This window comes from Streptomyces hoynatensis (assembly GCF_003626535.1).
Classification (GTDB): domain Bacteria; phylum Actinomycetota; class Actinomycetes; order Streptomycetales; family Streptomycetaceae; genus Streptomyces; species Streptomyces hoynatensis.
Window position 1 is genome coordinate 367,591 of record NZ_RBAL01000005.1, and the last position, 14,468, is coordinate 382,058.

General features: G+C 76.0%; 18 protein-coding genes and 1 pseudogene. 9 read left to right on the forward strand and 10 right to left on the reverse strand.

The window, feature by feature from the left end; translation table 11 throughout:
• The first annotated feature begins 24 nt into the window (after window positions 1-24).
• Window positions 25-519 (forward strand): NUDIX domain-containing protein, encoded by a 495-nt coding sequence (locus D7294_RS11990; protein ID WP_120678554.1) that lies wholly within the window; start codon window positions 25-27, stop codon window positions 517-519.
• Window positions 520-550: 31 nt separating this feature from the next.
• On the opposite strand, the gene D7294_RS11995 is transcribed toward D7294_RS11990, so the two are convergent.
• Both D7294_RS11995 and D7294_RS12000 read right to left on the reverse strand, forming a co-directional pair.
• Window positions 551-1,582, reverse strand: a complete 1,032-nt coding sequence (locus D7294_RS11995; RefSeq protein ID WP_241562286.1) for a pyridoxamine 5'-phosphate oxidase family protein — start codon at window positions 1,580-1,582, stop codon at window positions 551-553.
• Window positions 1,583-1,607: 25 nt separating this feature from the next.
• A complete protein-coding gene (locus tag D7294_RS12000) occupies window positions 1,608-2,810 on the reverse strand; it encodes a globin domain-containing protein (protein WP_120678559.1) in 1,203 nt (400 codons plus the stop codon).
• A 237-nt stretch (window positions 2,811-3,047) separates the two neighbouring features.
• On the opposite strand from D7294_RS12000, the gene D7294_RS12005 reads away from it, so the two are divergent.
• Window positions 3,048-3,506 (forward strand): GNAT family N-acetyltransferase, encoded by a 459-nt coding sequence (locus D7294_RS12005; protein WP_120678561.1) that lies wholly within the window; start codon window positions 3,048-3,050, stop codon window positions 3,504-3,506.
• A gap of 279 nt (window positions 3,507-3,785) precedes the next feature.
• On the opposite strand, the gene D7294_RS12010 is transcribed toward D7294_RS12005, so the two are convergent.
• On the reverse strand, window positions 3,786-5,201 hold the full coding sequence (locus tag D7294_RS12010; protein ID WP_120678563.1) for a serine hydrolase domain-containing protein: 1,416 nt from the start codon (window positions 5,199-5,201) through the stop codon (window positions 3,786-3,788).
• Between the two features lie 182 nt (window positions 5,202-5,383).
• Between D7294_RS12010 and D7294_RS12015 the strand changes: the two are divergent.
• Window positions 5,384-5,911: pseudogene (locus D7294_RS12015) on the forward strand (DUF2269 domain-containing protein); the annotation flags it as partial.
• 32 nt (window positions 5,912-5,943) lie between these two features.
• Entirely contained in the window at window positions 5,944-6,831 is an 888-nt protein-coding gene (locus tag D7294_RS12020; RefSeq protein ID WP_120678565.1) for a GNAT family N-acetyltransferase, read from the forward strand.
• Window positions 6,832-6,870: 39 nt separating this feature from the next.
• Here the strand turns inward: D7294_RS12020 and D7294_RS12025 are convergent, their stop codons facing one another.
• The gene (locus D7294_RS12025) at window positions 6,871-7,347 is read right to left on the reverse strand and encodes a MarR family winged helix-turn-helix transcriptional regulator (protein WP_206619497.1); all 477 of its coding nucleotides are present in this window, start codon (window positions 7,345-7,347) and stop codon (window positions 6,871-6,873) included.
• Window positions 7,348-7,432: 85 nt separating this feature from the next.
• Here D7294_RS12025 and D7294_RS12030 point away from each other — a divergent pair, with 85 nt between their 5' ends.
• The 3 genes from D7294_RS12030 to D7294_RS12040 all read left to right on the forward strand — a co-directional run bounded on the left by D7294_RS12030 (window position 7,433) and on the right by D7294_RS12040 (window position 9,161).
• Window positions 7,433-7,807 carry a cupin domain-containing protein gene (locus D7294_RS12030; RefSeq protein ID WP_120678567.1) on the forward strand — a complete coding sequence of 125 codons (375 nt, stop codon included), beginning with the start codon at window positions 7,433-7,435 and terminating at the stop codon, window positions 7,805-7,807.
• A 239-nt stretch (window positions 7,808-8,046) separates the two neighbouring features.
• Window positions 8,047-8,682, forward strand: coding sequence for a restriction endonuclease (locus D7294_RS12035; RefSeq protein ID WP_120678570.1), 636 nt, complete (start codon window positions 8,047-8,049; stop codon window positions 8,680-8,682).
• A gap of 83 nt (window positions 8,683-8,765) precedes the next feature.
• Window positions 8,766-9,161, forward strand: coding sequence for a VOC family protein (locus D7294_RS12040; protein WP_120678572.1), 396 nt, complete (start codon window positions 8,766-8,768; stop codon window positions 9,159-9,161).
• Window positions 9,162-9,384: 223 nt separating this feature from the next.
• On the opposite strand, the gene D7294_RS12045 is transcribed toward D7294_RS12040, so the two are convergent.
• Window positions 9,385-9,675, reverse strand: coding sequence for a hypothetical protein (locus D7294_RS12045; protein WP_147450823.1), 291 nt, complete (start codon window positions 9,673-9,675; stop codon window positions 9,385-9,387).
• 92 nt (window positions 9,676-9,767) lie between these two features.
• Window positions 9,768-10,493, reverse strand: coding sequence for a helix-turn-helix domain-containing protein (locus D7294_RS12050; protein ID WP_120678575.1), 726 nt, complete (start codon window positions 10,491-10,493; stop codon window positions 9,768-9,770).
• A 25-nt stretch (window positions 10,494-10,518) separates the two neighbouring features.
• Here D7294_RS12050 and D7294_RS12055 point away from each other — a divergent pair, with 25 nt between their 5' ends.
• Window positions 10,519-10,932, forward strand: coding sequence for a VOC family protein (locus tag D7294_RS12055; RefSeq protein WP_120678577.1), 414 nt, complete (start codon window positions 10,519-10,521; stop codon window positions 10,930-10,932).
• On the opposite strand, the gene D7294_RS12060 is transcribed toward D7294_RS12055, so the two are convergent.
• The 4 genes from D7294_RS12060 to D7294_RS12080 form a co-directional block, all read right to left on the reverse strand.
• Complete coding sequence (locus D7294_RS12060; protein WP_120678579.1) at window positions 10,881-11,912, reverse strand: phosphotransferase family protein; 1,032 nt, start codon at window positions 11,910-11,912, stop codon at window positions 10,881-10,883. The genes D7294_RS12055 and D7294_RS12060 overlap by 52 nt on opposite strands.
• Window positions 11,873-12,664, reverse strand: a complete 792-nt coding sequence (locus tag D7294_RS31900) for a hypothetical protein (RefSeq protein ID WP_158674613.1) — start codon at window positions 12,662-12,664, stop codon at window positions 11,873-11,875. Before D7294_RS31900 ends, D7294_RS12060 begins: the two co-directional genes overlap by 40 nt.
• A 160-nt stretch (window positions 12,665-12,824) precedes the next feature.
• On the reverse strand, window positions 12,825-13,421 hold the full coding sequence (locus D7294_RS12075; protein WP_120678583.1) for a short chain dehydrogenase: 597 nt from the start codon (window positions 13,419-13,421) through the stop codon (window positions 12,825-12,827).
• A 66-nt stretch (window positions 13,422-13,487) separates the two neighbouring features.
• Window positions 13,488-13,748: a YciI family protein gene (locus D7294_RS12080; protein WP_120678585.1), complete on the reverse strand. Its 261-nt coding sequence runs from the start codon at window positions 13,746-13,748 to the stop codon at window positions 13,488-13,490.
• A gap of 24 nt (window positions 13,749-13,772) precedes the next feature.
• Between D7294_RS12080 and D7294_RS12085 the strand changes: the two genes are divergently transcribed.
• Window positions 13,773-14,447: a Crp/Fnr family transcriptional regulator gene (locus D7294_RS12085; RefSeq protein WP_120678587.1), complete on the forward strand. Its 675-nt coding sequence runs from the start codon at window positions 13,773-13,775 to the stop codon at window positions 14,445-14,447.
• Window positions 14,448-14,468: the final 21 nt, after the last annotated feature.

Genomic DNA, 14,468 nt, shown 5'->3' on the forward strand with positions numbered 1-14,468 from the left:
GGGCGCACGGGCCACATGAAGTGCATGACCCAAGCTCAACCCGTGGTCAAGCGCACCGCACGCGCGATCCTCTTCGACGGCACCGACCGGCTGGTCTTCATCAAGCGCACCAAGCCGGGGCGCCCGCCGTACTGGATCACGCCGGGCGGCGGGGTCGAGCCCACCGACCCGACGGTGGTCTCCGCCCTGCACCGCGAGGTCTTCGAGGAGCTCGGCGCGCGGATCACCGACGTGGTGCCGGCGTTCGTCGACACGGTGCCGCACGTGCCGGAGCCGGGCGAGGACACCCCGCCCGGGCTGAAGGTGCAGCACTTCTTCGCCTGCCGGCTCGCCTCCATGGACCCCGCGCTGCGGCACGGCCCCGAGGTCGAGGAGCCGCGCGGCACCTACGAGATCGTCCGGCTGCCGTTCACGCCCCGCGGCCTGGCCTCGGTGGACGTCGTGCCCTTCTCGCTGCGCGGCTACCTGATGCGGAACATCGCGGGAGTCCGCGCCCTGCTCGCCCCCGACCTGCGCTGAGGCCCGCCCGCCCCGGCCCGGCCGGCCCGGCCTAGCCGAACCAGCCGCCCCCGCCGCTGCCGGCGCGCTCGGCGCGCTCCAGCGCGCGCCTCGCCTCCTCGCGCCAGAGCTGGACGTCCGGCGGCGGCGCGGGCAGGGCGGGCCGCGCCTCGGCGCGCGCCGGGGTGAGCTCCTGTCCCACCGGGACGGGTGGCGCCGGGGGCGCGGCGGGGAGCGCGGGCGCTGCCGGGGGAGCGGGCGTCGCCAGGGGCGCGGGGGCCGCCGGAGGCACGAGGTGCGCCGGGGGCGCGGCGGGCACGGGCGGCGCGGCAGGCACGGGCGGCGCGGCGGGCGCCGGGGGCGCCGGGGGTACGGAAGGCAGCGCGGGCGCCGCCGGAGGCCGGTTCTGCTCCTGGGCACGCCGGGCCTGCTGCTCGCGCGCCGCGCCGAAGAAGTCGCCGCCCTTGCGCCGGTAGTCGTCGGTGCCCCAGTCCCGCGGGGTGCCGCGCGGCGCCTTCACCATCTGCGGTATGTGCTTGGCGCAGTGGATGTACGCCTCCTCGACGTCGATCCGCACCCAGAGCTCGAACCGGCGGCCCGAGGGGGTCTCCTCGGGCAGGCCCGGGTACTGCGCGCGCAGCTCGGCGTCGCTCACGATGCGGGCGCGGCCGTTGACGTGCAGGCCGATGCGGGCCCGCTCGAAGTCGAGCAGGAGCAGGCCGGCGTGCGGGTTCTCCGAGATGTTGCCGAGGGAGGCGTGCACGCCGTTGCCGCGGTACTCCGGGTAGGCCAGCACCCGCGGATCGAGCACCTGGAGGAAGCCGGGCGGGCCGGCCCGGAAGCTGTTGTCGCACTCGCCGTGCCGATCGGACGTGGCCAGGAAGAACATCTCCTGGCGGCCCACGAACTCCCGCATGCGCTCGTTGAGATGGTCGAGCACCTGCTGCTCGTAGAAACGCTCGGCTCGCTGCTCGGTGCCCAGGCTCCGCTGGAGGGCGTGCTCCCCGTCGCTGCCGGGGAGGTGCCGGCGCCCGTCCGGCGAAGGCGCGTAGGGCCCGTCGAGTGTCCCGTCTGTTCCAGGCATTCCTGTCATACCGTTACTTCACTTCTTACTTTCCCGAGGCGACCAGCGTTCCCATGAAGTCGTGACGAATCCGCTCGGGCGGGATGCCGGCGGACACCAGGGCGTCCACGCTCTTGCGGATCATCTGTGGCGGCCCGGACAGGTAGCCCTCGCACTCCCGCCAGGGTCCGTAGTGCCGGACCGCCTCCGGCAGCAGCCCCGGCTCGCCGAGCGTCGCGCGCTCCGCGACGACCGGGCGCACCGAGAGCCAGGGCAGGCGCCGTTCCAGGTCGAGGAAGGAGTCCAGGTCGTACAGCTCGGCGTCGCGGTTGGCGCCGAAGAACACCTCGACGGGCCGCCGCCCGCCGTGCTGGGCGACGTCCTCCACCAGCGCCTTGATCGGCGCGATGCCGGTGCTGCCGCCGACGCACACCAGGCCGCGGGCCGAGGAGTGGTCCACGGTCATCGAGCCGTTCGGCGGGCCGATCCTGACGACGTCGCCCGGCCGCGCGTGGTGCACCAGGGCGCGGGAGACCCAGCCGGCGGGGATCGCCTTGACGTGGAAGGCGAGCAGGCCGTCGGGGCGCGGCGAGCAGGCGAAGGAGTAGTTGCGCCACACGCGGGGCCACCAGGGCGTCTCGACGCTCGCGTACTGACCGGCCCGGAACGGGTAGGGCTGGTCGGTGCGCAGGGTGATCACCGCGACGTCGTTGGTGCGGCGCTCGTGCTTGACGATCTCGGCGTTCCACCAGGGCGGGGAGCGGAGTTCGTCGTCGGCCGCCGCGTCGATCATCGTCTGCGAGATCGCGGTGTACGCGCGCACCCAGGCGCCCTCGGTCTCGGGCCCCCAGGCGCGGATGGCGTACCGTTCGAGCGCGGACATGAGGGCCTCGCCCAGGGCGGGGTAGTGCTCGGGCCTGGTGCCGTATTTCCGGTGCCCGCGGCCGAGGTTGGACAGATACTCGGTCAGCGCCAGGGTGTCGTCGATGTGCTCGGCGGCCACCAGCAATGCCCCGAACAGCCGGTCGCGCTGGGAGTCCATCGCGGCCGGAAACATGTCGCGCAGCCCGGGATTGTTCAGAAACAGCAGGGCGTAGAAGTAGGACGTCACCTGGTCCGAGATCGGCTCGATCTCCGCCAGCGTGCTTCTGATCAGCAACGCGTCCCGCGAAGGCTGCCCCCTCCCGGGTCCGGTTCCATTCCCGTCTCCCCTGGTGGTGGCGCCGTCACCGGCCGATATCGCGGTCATGACCTGCCTCGCCTCGATCAACTCCGGTGGCGCACCGTAGCCGCGCGCCCACCCGGAGCGGGTGGTTGACCGGAAACCCGGCCATCGAGCCCCCTGCACCGTCTAAACTGAGCGGCTTCCGCCGCCTGGTGCGCACCCGACCCTACCGTTATACGGACGAGACACAAGCCCCGGCCGGGAACGAGAAGTTCACACGCTTTAGCCCAAATTTTCGCCGGATTCCCGGCCGTTCTTAGAATGGGCGTCATGGAAATCGCCCTGCGTAAGGCCACTGTGGCAGACGTTCCCGAGATCGTGGCAATGCTGGCCGACGACGTGCTGGGGGCGACCCGCGAGAATCCGGCCGATCCGGCGCCATATCTGGCGGCTTTCGAACGCATCGCGGCCGATCCGAACCAGCACCTCCTGGTGGCCGAGCGGGACGGCAGGACGGTCGGCACGCTCCAGCTCGCGATCCTGCACGGGCTCTCCCGCAGGGGCGCCTCGCGGGCGCTGATCGAGGCGGTGCGGGTCCGCTCGGAGGAGCGCGGCGCCGGGATCGGCGGCCGGCTGATCCGGCTCGCCGTCGAGGAGGCGCGGCGGCAGGGGTGCGCGCTGGTGCAGCTGACCTCGGATGCGACGCGCAAGGACGCCCACCGCTTCTACGAGCGGCTCGGTTTCGCGGCGACGCACGTGGGCTTCAAGATGCAGCTGTAGCCGGGCGCCCGGCCTGGGCTGCGCGCGCCGGGGCGTGCCCCGCCGATGCACGCCCCGGCGCCCGCGAGTGCCCGTCCGCCCGTGACGCACGCGGCGCGCGGTCCGCACGCGGCGCCTGTGACGTACGTGACGCGCGGTCCGTACGCGGCGCCTGTGACGTACGTGACGCACGTGGGCGAACGGTCCGCCCATGCGGCACAGGCCGCCCGCGGCTGACGGGCCGCCCGCGGGAGGCGCACGCCGGAGCGCGCGCCTCGGTGGCCCGGGCGCCGTGGCGGCTCAGCGCCAGCCCTCCGGGTCGGCCCCGCCCGGCAGGGGCGCGGCCGGATCGTAGGGCTCCCTGGTGAAGACGTAGGTGCCCAGGTCCAGGTGCGTCACCCGGCCCTCGCCTGCCGTCACCGCGCGCAGCGCCTCCCCGGCGAAGTAGCCGTCGAGGCCGCGCCAGCCGCCCGCCGCGCACGGCAGGAACCGGGAGGCGCGGACGCCGGCGCCCGCGGCGGGAGTGAGCGTCAGCATGCGCCCGGCGTGCACGCGCAGCAGGTAGGGGACCGTCCCCCAGTACCAGGCTCCGGCCAGTGCGAGCAGCGCCGGATCGGCGTCGTCGGCGGGCATCGGCCGCCAGGGCTCGGGCGGCGCCGGCTCGTGCGCGGCCACCAGCTCCAGCAGTTCGGCCGCGGGCACGCCGCCGAGGCCGCTGGTGGCGTTGGCGAGGGCGACGGCGGCGAGCCGGTCGGCCCCGCTGGTCCACAGGTTGGCGACGAAGCCGGGCATGGAGCCGCCGTGCCCGGCGAGCACCCGGCCGTCCGGCCGGCGGGCCAGCTGGACGCCGAGGCCGTAGGACGAGTCCCAGGCGCCGGCCTCGGGCGGGGCGGCGGGCCGGCGCATCTCCGCGCGGGTGGCCGCGCCGAGGATCGCCTCGTGCGCCCCGGAGCGCGCCCCGGTCCCCGCCGCGTCGTCCGCGTCCGCGAGGAAGGCGGCGAACAGGGCCAGGTCGGCCGCCGTCGACCAGAGCTGGCCGGCCGGGGCCATCCGGCCGGTGTCCACGAGTGGCTCGCGCTGCCGGACGTCCGCATAGGGGTGCACCGCCCAGCCCTCGGCGTGCGGGGCGGCCGGGAGCGCGGTGGTGCGCCGCATGCCGAGCGGTTCGAGCACCTCGCGCCGCAGCACCGTGAACCACGGCTCCCCGCGCAGCCGTTCCACCAGCGCGCCGAGCAGGGCGTACCCGGGGTTGGAGTAGTGGTAGCGCCGCCCCGGGTGGTGCTTTTGCGGCTGCTCGCCGAAGATGTCCGGCAGTTCGGGGCGCAGTTCGCCAGGCGTGCGCTCCCACCACGGCCCGCGCGCCTCGGCGGCCAGGCCCCCGGTGTGGGAGAGCAGCTGGAAGAGGGTGGCCTCGCCGCCGTGCGGGACGTCGAGGTGGGCGCCGAGCGGATCGGCGAGATCCACGCGCCCCTCGTCCCGCAGCCGCATGACGAGGACCGCGGTCATTGTCTTGGTGAGCGAGCCGATGCGGTACTGCACCTCCTCGGGGCGCGCGCCCGCCGGGAGTTCGCCGCGCCCCCCGCTCCAGACCACGCGCCCCTCGCGCGCCACGGCGGCCACTGCCGAAGGCACGCGCCCCTCGGACTGCGCGAGCGCCAGCCGGTGGTCGAGGGCGCGGCGCGTGGCGGGCAGCAGCTCTGCGTTGGATTCCGTCATGGCGGCCACCCTTACCCCCCGCCCGCCCCCGGCGCCAGGTCACTGCCGCGGGTCCCGCCGGGTGTCCCCTGGTCGCCGCGCGGGCCACCGCGGCGCCCCGGGGCGGCTACTCGGATGCGAGTACCTGCGGATACTCCCCGGGGGAGACGCCGCCGGCCGCCCCGCACGGGAGCGTGGAGGGCATGAGACAGCTCTCCCGCCCCGCCCGCCGGGGCTTCCTGATCGCGCACCTCGTCGTGTCCGTCGGCTGGCTCGGACTGACCCTGTGCCTGCTCGCGCTCGCCGTCACCGGGGCCACCACGGGCTCGCCGGCGGCGGCCGAGGCCGCCTACCGCTCGATGAAGGTCTTCGGCGACTGGCTGCTGCCCCCGCTCGCCCTGCTCACCCTGGTGACGGGGCTGGTCTGCTCCCTCGGCACCCCCTGGGGCCTGGCCCGCCACCGCTGGGTCTACGCCAAGTTCTGGCTGACCCTCGCCGCGGCCACCGCCTCCGTCCTCGCGCTGCGCCCCACCATCGACGGCGCGGCCTCCGCCGCGGCCGGCGGGCGGGAGGTGCCGGAGCCCGTCGACCTGATCGTGCCGCCGAGCGTGGCGCTCGCCCTGTACGTCTTCCTCACCGCGATATCCGTGCTGAAGCCCTGGGGCCTCACCCGGCGCGGGCGGCGCGAACGGGAGCGGGCCAGGGCGTCCCGCACCGCGAAATCCACTCGCGGAGCGGGCCGCGCTTCCGTCAGGCTGGGCGGGTGGCGCCCCCGACGCCCGACCTCGGCGCGCTCCCCGTGCGCCGCCTCGGCCCCGAAGACCTCACGGCCTGCCTCGACCTCGCGGACGACCGCGGCTGGGGCCGCGAGGAGCACAAGTGGCGGCTGCTGCTGAGTGCGGGCCAGGGCTACGGGGTGGCCGCCCCGCCCGGCGACCCGCACGGGGGGCTCATCGCCACCGTCGTCGCCACCCCCTACGGGGCGGACTACCGCTGTCTCAGCATGGTCCTCGTCGCCCGCCGCCACGGGCGCCGCGGGCTCGGCCGCCGCCTGATGCGGCACGTGCTCGCCGAGTGCGGGACCGCCGCCGCCTTCCTCACCGCCACCGAACTCGGCAGGCCGCTCTACGAGGAGCTGGGCTTCAAGCCGGTGGGGGCCCTCACCACCCTGCGCGGCGCGTTCACCGGCGCGCAGCCGCCCGGCGCGCTCCCGGCCGGCGCCGTCGTACGCCCGGCGACCGCGGCCGACCTGCCCGACATCCTCGCCTACGACCTGCCGATCTTCGGCGCCGACCGGACGGGCCTGCTGGCCCGGCTGCCCTCCTTCGCCGCGCAGTTGCTCGTGGCGCGGGCGGCCGACGGGAGCCTGACCGGCTTCGCCGCCTCCTGGCCCAACCCGACCTCGACCGTCGTCGGGCCCCTGCTCGCCGAGGACGAGCCGACCGCCAGGCAGCTGCTCGCGGCCCTCGCCCGGCAGGCCCCGCCGCCGCTGCGGTTCGACGCCGACGACCGGCACCCGGGCCTTGCCGCCTGGCTGCGCGCCAACGGGCTCGGCGACAGCAGCCGCTGCACGCTCATGGTGCTGGGCGCCCCCGACATCCCCGGCGACGTCTCCCGGAGGTTCGCGCCCTATTCGGTCGCCCTGGGCTGAGCCCCCGCGGGCGCCGGCCGCGCCCCCGGCGCGGCCTCCTCACCACACCGGCCGCAGCGGCGGCAGGTCCTCGCCACCCAACTCCCGCACCAGACGGGCGAGTTCCCGGCGCAGCGATCCCAGGTCCGTGCCCGGCAGCCGGCCGGCCAGCTCGGCCTCCAGGGCGTGCAGCGTCCGGCCCGCCACCTGGAGGTGGGCGTGCGCGGCCTCGGTGAGCACCACCAGCTTGCGCCTGCCGCCCTCGGGATGCGCCTGGCGGCGCACGTAGCCGCGCCGTTCGAGGTCGTCCACCAACTGCCCCGCCGCCTGCTTGGTGACCCCGAGCCGCCCCGCCAGCTCGGTGGCCGTGGCCCCGCCGGGCCACAGCGCCTGGAAGGCCAGGCCGTGCACGGGGCGCAGGTCGCCGTACCCGTGCTCGGCGACCCGGGCGGTGAACTCGGCGACCAGCAGCTGGAATCCCATGCCGAGCAGGTAGGTCAGCTCCGCTCGCGCCAGCGGGTCCTCTTCGTGGGGCATCCGCCCATGGTGACATACGCGAGTCAACGTGCTTTACTCGTCCGCGAAGAGCATGTAAAGCAACTTGACACATGGAGGAAGCGCGATGCGCGTGAACACCCCAGGCGAGGCCGACGTCTTCACCACCGCCACCGGCGCGATGACCAGCCTGGCCACCCCGAGCCGCGGCACCTCCGAGGTCAGTGCGTGGACCGTGCACATGCCCGCGCACAGCCGCGGCCCGCTGCACTCGGTGGACCGCGAGCAGGTCTGGCTGCCGCTGTCCGGCACGCTCACCATCGAGGTGGACGGGGAGGACCGCAGCGTGGCGCCCGGCCAGGCCGCGATCCTCCCCGCCGGCGAGCCGCGGCAGATACGCACCGGGGAGGAGGCGGCCGAGGTCGTGGTCTGCATGGCCAACCACTGCCTGGCCACGGTCACCGCCACCGGAGAGGTGCGGCAGGTGCCCTGGACGGAGTGAGCACCCCCCACGCGCGCCCCCGCGGTCCGCATCGGATACATTCGCGGATTTCGCTCGTGTCTTCACCGACTCGCCCTCGTTAACCCGATTGGCGTAGGCCCACACAGGGTCTGCACACGCCGGCCGCACCCGTGGACCACCGGTGCCGGCCGCGAAGCCCGATCAGGGCGGAGCGAGAACGAAGTGAAGCGAACGACACGAGGAACGCCGGACACGGCGGAGAAGGGGGAGGATGCAGGATGCGTGTCCACGAGACCGACCTGCTGGAATCGCGGGGGCTGCGGGCCCGCGTGGCGGACCGGGTGCAGGCGCTCGACAGGGTGAAGGCCCTGGTACTGCTGCCGGACGGCACCCACGTGACGACCCGGATGGTCGCGGACTACTTCGAGGTGGAGGTGAACGCGATCAGGGCCCTGATCCACGACCACAGGGAGGAGGTGGAGGCCAACGGCTACCGGGTCCTGACCGGAACCGAGCTGAGTTACTTCAAGCAACTCACCTGCATCCAGTCATCCACAGCCTCGCTCGCGCTCTTCTCCCGGCGCACCGTTCTCAACGTGGCGACGCTGCTGCGGGAGAGCAACGTCGCACGTCAGGTGCGTACCTACCTGCTCGACGCGGAGGAGGAGGGGCACCGCCCGACGGCCGCCGCCCCTGTGGACAACTTTATCCACAGCCTCGCCGAGTGGATCGGCAGGCAGGTTGCCGAGGAGGTGGAGCGCGCCACCCGGGGCGTGGACGCGCGGGTGGTCGAGACCGTCCACAGCACCGTGCGCGAGGTGATCGGCAAGACCGTGACGCCCCTGCTGAACATCTCGATCCAGGCCTCGGGCGAGTTGCTGCGGCGGGTCAACGCGCTGGAGCGGCAGGCGTAGGGCGCGGACCGCGGGCGGGGCCGTCGTTCGTACGGCCGATTTGTTCAAGCGTGGCGTTCCCCGGCGTGCCTAGTCTGCGGAGCATGACACCACGACTCGACCTCATTGGGCTGATCACCGACGACATGGCGGCCTCGTTCGCGTTCTACCGGCGGCTCGGCCTCGACATCCCGGCCGGGGCGGAGAGCCAGCCGCACGTCGAGGCCGTGCTGCCGGGCGGGCTGCGCATCGCCTGGGACACCGCGGAGACCGTCCGGAGCTTCCACCCCGAATGGCACCCGGGGCAGGGAGGCCGGCGCATCGGCCTCGCCTTCCTCTGCGAGGGACCCGCCGAGGTCGACGAGTTGTACACGGAGCTCACGCAGGCCGGGTACGCGGGCGAGAAGGCGCCCTGGGACGCGTTCTGGGGGCAGCGCTACGCCATCGTCCTCGACCCCGACGGCAACGCGGTCGACCTCTTCGCCCCACTCGCCCCCTGACCGGCCGGCCCCCGGCCCCCTGGCCGGAACCGAGCCGAGTTGCTTCAGGCACCTCACCTGCATCCGGTCGTCCACAGCCTCGCTCGCGCTCTTCTCCCCGTGCTCAGGGGCCGTGGGCCACGACCACAGGGAGGGCGAGTGAAACTTCGTTCGGCTCCGGTCCGGCCCCGTCCCATCCGGTCGGTGCGGCCCGGTCCGGCCCGGTCCCCGGCGTCCTCGGCGCTCAGCCGCCCGCCCCGCGGACCGCGGCGAAGAGCAGGATGGCCGCCACCAGCAGGGCGCTGAGCCCGGTCCTGAACCAGAACGCCGGGGTGCGTTCCCGCTCCGCGGACGCCACCGCGTGCGAGCCGGACAGGTGCCGAAGGGCCACGCGCCGGGGCGCGAGCGGGGTGTTGCTGCGCCACCCGCAGGTTTCGCACGCCACCAACTGCGCCCTCCCGCGCACCTCCACCCGCACCACGTGCTCCCGCCCGTCCGGCCCCCGGCCGACGAACCTGCCCACCGTGTCGCTCATGCGTTCCCCCACCACTCCCCGCGGAACTCCGCCCGCCCGGGAGGACTGCGGCCCGGCGCCCGGCGGTTCCGGCGGGCCGGGACCGGCGGCCCTCAGCCCTCCCCGGTGCCCGCGCCCGCCCCGTGCCCGGTGGCCAGGAGCAGGGACAGCGGCAGGCCCGTCAGGGCCCGCACCTCGCGGGCCAGATGCGCCTGGTCGGCATACCCGGCGCGCGCCGCCGTCTCGGCGCCCGGCACACCGCTCCGGCTGAGGCGCAGCGCGCGCTGCAGCCGCAGCACCCGGGCGAGGGTCTTCGGGCCGTAGCCGAAGGCCGCCAGGCTGCGCCGGCGCAGCTGCCGCTCGCTCAGGCCGAGGCGCGCCGCCGTCTCCCCGACCCCGCGCCCCGCGCGCAGCGCCGCGACCGCGGCGACCCGCCACGGCTCCCGCGGCCCCGCCGCCCGCAGCCGGGGCGCGGCCACCGCCTCGAGCGCCGCCCCCGGGTCGGCCGCCGCGGCGACCCGTTCGGTCAGCTCCAGGACCCGCCGCCGGGGCCACAGCGCCGCCAGCGGCACCCGCAGATCGGTCAGCTCGTGCGCCGGCACCCCGAACACGTCCGGCCCGTCCCCCGGCGCGAACCGCACCCCCGCGAACCGGCGCACGCGCGGTCCGCTCTCCATCAGGAGCGGCCCGGTGTCCGGGCCTGCGACGAGCAGCGCCCCGTCCGCCCAGATCAGGTCCATGCAGCCGTCGGGCAGCACCCGGCCGCTGCCCACCGCCTCGGTGCGCCACACCACGGCGCCGCCGAGTTCGGGCGCGAGCGCCGGACGTTCCTCGTACACACCGCAAGCATGGCACGCTGCCGGAATGCGCCATCTGGGTCTTCTCACGCTCGTCGTGCCCGACTACGACGAGGCCATCGCCTACTACACCGGGGTGCTCGGCTTCGCGCTGCGGTGCGACACGCCCCTGGCCGAGGAGGGCAAGCCCGGCAAGCGGTGGGTCGTCGTCGCGCCGGACCCCGACGCCGAAACCGGGCTGCTGCTGGCCCGCGCCGCGGGCCAGGAACAGCGCGCCAGGGTGGGCGACCAGACGGGCGGCCGGGTCGGCTTCTTCCTGTACACCGACGACTTCGCGGCCGATCACGCCCGGCTGAGCGCGGCCGGGGTGACCTTCACGCGGGCGCCGCGCGAGGAACCGTACGGCAGGGTCGCCGTCTTCGCCGACCGCTACGGCAACCTCTGGGACCTCATCCAGCCCGCGTCGGGCCCCTCGGCGTAGCAGCGGAGCAGTTCGAGCAGGCGGTTGCCCGGCTGCGCGCTCCAGTGCGCGAGCCGCGGCTCGGGCGGGGTGGGCAGCCTCGCCAGGGCCCAGCCGAGGTGGTGCCACAGCACCCGGTCGAGCCACTGCCGCCGCTCTTCGCCGCCGCCCTCGCCGAGGTACCCGGCGAGCACCTCGGGGACGGCCCGCGGCGGCACCTTCGCGAACTCCACCGCGGGGTCGGCCAGGGCCGCGTCGCCCCAGTCGAGCAGGGCCGTCAGCTCGCCGGTGCCGGGTTCGGCCAGCAGATTCCCCGCGGACACGTCCCCGTGGATCAGGACCGGCCGCGGCGGCGCGGCGGGAAGCCTGGCGGCCAATGCGCCGAACCAGCCGATCAGCCAGCGGGCCAGCCCGGCGCTCAGGTAGCCGTCCGCGGCGAGCCGCTCGACGCCGGGGCGCGGGTCCTCCTGCGCGTCGGCCGGCACGGCGGCGGGCGGGCTCGCCGCCGCGCCGTGCAGCCGCGCCAGCGCCCGGCCGAGGGAGCGGTGCAGGCGCGGGCCCGGCTCCTCGCCCGGGCTCACGCCCGGGGCGCGGCGCAGCACCAGGTAGGGGGCGGCGCCCGCGGGCTCGCCCAGTTCGAGCAGTTCGGGGGTGGGCACGCCCAGGTCCCTGACGTGCGGGATGACCGCGGCCTCCTTGCACAGGTCGGCCGCGGGGCCGGGCGCATCCGCCAGGGCCGCCTTCAGCACCAAGTCGCGGCCGAGCAGGTGGACGACGGACGCCGCGCCCTGCGCCGGCGCGAGCACCACCTCGTCCGCCGGCACGCCGTAACGCGCCGCGACCCGCAGGGCCAGGGCCCGTGCGCGGCCCGCGCCGCGGCCGGGCCCCGGGGCGTTCGGCCGGCCCGGCTCACTGCCCGGCGCGTGGCCGGGACTTCGCGCGCCCTCCCCGGCGGAGGCCGTCACCTCGGCGGGTCGGCGGGCCGCTGCGGGTGCTGCCACGGCCCCTGGCCGCCCTGCCCGCCCTGCCCGCCCTGGTCGACCGGGGCGCCGGGCTGGTGTCCGGCACCGGGAGCGCCCGCGGGCCCGTGCGGGTACGGCGCCGCCGGCGGGTACGGGGTCCCCGGCGGGTAGGCCGCCGCCTGCCCGTACGCACCGGGCGCGGGCGGGGGAGCCTGCCCGGGCGCGGGAGCCTGCCCGGGCGCGGGCGCGGTACCCGGCGCGCCGGCCGGTCCTGGCGCGTAGGGCGGCCCCGGCGCATAGGGCGGGTTCTGCATGCCGGGCGCGCCCGGCGCGTACGCCCCCTGCGCCATGCCGGGCGCGCCCGGCACGCCGAACGCTCCCGGGGGCGCGGTCAGCGCCGGGAAGAACATGTCCAGCTCGTTGCGCCACCACCGGTGGACGTTGAAGCGGGTGGGCCGGGTGTGGCCGGGGATCAGCAGCCGGAAGGAGCTCCAGAGGGTGCCGCGCCTGGCGTCCGTGATCAGCCCGGGCACCTGCTGCCGCGGCAGCACGAACGCCAGCTCCTTGGGCCGGTTGCTGGCCCGGCTCGCCCGGTGAAAGACCACGGCCTGCTCGGTGAGCGTCACGAAGTAGTAGTCCACCAGGAGCAGGGCCAGCGCGCTGACGGCGCTGAGCAGCCAGGGGCTCGGCCCGGTGACCGTCTGCATCGTGACGATCGGCCGGTCCTGCGGGTTGACCTGGGCGATGGCCTCCGCGACCTGCGCGCGCATCGTTTCCTTGCGTATGGCCATGCGTTCCCGGTCCTCCCGTGTGGCCCCCCGCGGGCCGCGGGCAGTCTAGTACCCGCCCCTCCCGGCCCCGGCGGGCCGGCCGCGAGGCGGACGCCCCCCGCCCGGCGGCCCGACGCGGGCCCAGGGCCGGGCCCGGCCGGGGGCGGGGTCGGCGCCGGCGCTACGCACGCGTGGGGCGGAGGACCCGGCCGGTGTACGTGCCGGTCACGGCCGCGAGGTAGGCGCGCGCCACGTCGCGCGCGGGCGTGCCCGCCGCGCCGTCGCGGCCCATCGCCTCCAGCGTCTCGGACACCCAGCCCGGGCTGACCACGTTCACCCGCGGCCCGTCCGGCAGGTCGACGGCCGCCGCCGCGGCGAAGGCCTCAAGGCCCGCGTTGACCAGCGCGCCGAACGAGCCGCCCGGGGTCGGCTCCTCGAACACGCCGCCGGTCAGCGTGATCGAACCCCCCGTGCCGAGGTGGCCGATGGCCTGCCTGACCAGCCGCACCTGCCCGAGCAGCTTTCCTTCGAGCCCCGTCAGGTACTCCGCGTCGGTCCCCTCGGTCAGCCGGGTCAGGTTCCCGCTCGCCGCGCAGCACACCACCGCCCCAAGCCCCGGCAGGGAGGCGAGCAGCGCGGCCACCGAGTCGGGGTCGGCGATGTCCACCCGAACCCCGCCGCGCCGCGAGGCGCGTACCACCTCGTGCCCCGCCTCTTCGAGCGCGGCCGAGACGGCCCGCCCGATGACGCCCGTGGCGCCTATCACCAGTGTCTTCACGCCCCCAGCCTGCACCGCGCCCCGGCGCGCACGGCGCCCGGGGCACGGCGCTTCACGCCCCGGTGCTCAGGGCCCGACCACCGGACGCCACTCGCGGATGCCCACCACCTCCACGCCGGGCGTGCGGTAGTAGGGGTCGTCCGCCATGACGCGCTCCAGCTCCGGGCGTTCGAGGGGAAAGAGGAGCACGGCCCCGGAGTCGTCGGCGAAGGGGCCGGCGGCCGTCAGCCGCCCCTCCTCGTGAAGGCGGGCCAGCACCTCGCGGTGCGCGGGGCGGGCGGCCAGCCGCTCGGGGGCCGCGGTGAAGGCGAGTTCGAGGATCAGCATGCGCCGGACGGTACGGTCGGCCGGGTGGCCGCGTCTGTATCACTCGCTTCACTCAGGGCCGTTCCCCTCCTGGCCGCGTTGCCCGAGGAGCGGCTGCGCGCGCTGGGCGACCGCGCCGCGCCGCGCCGCCATCCGGCGGGCCGGGTGCTGCGGCACGCCGGGGAGCCGGCCACGCACCTGCTGTGCCTGCTGTCCGGGCGGGTGGCCGCCACCGCGACCACCGCGGGCGGGCGGGTGCTGCGCTTCGGCGAGTTCGCCGCGCCGTGCGCGCTGGACAAGGTGGCCCTGATCGACGGGCGCGGGCACACGGCCACGCTCACCGCCGTCACCCCCTGCGTCGTCCTGCCGGTGCCGCGGGCGGAGTTCCTCGCCATGGCCGAGGACGTGCCCGCCGTCCGCGGCCATGTGCTGCGGGTTCTCGCGGCGGGGGCGCGGCGACAGCAGGAACGGTTCGCCGCCACCGCGACCCTCCCGGTCGTGGCGCGGCTCGCCGCCTGGCTGCTGGCCGAGGCGGGCGCCGACGGCCGGGTCGGGCTGCCGGGCGGCCAGCAGGGGGTGGCCGACCTGCTCGGCACCACCCGCGTCACGGTGAACCGGGCCCTGTCCCGGCTGCGGCGGGAGGGGCTGGTGGCGACGGAACGCGGCGCCGTCCGGGTGCTGGCCCCGGAACTGCTGGCCCTGCGCGCCGGCCGGCCCTGACCCGCGCGCCCCTCCGCGGCC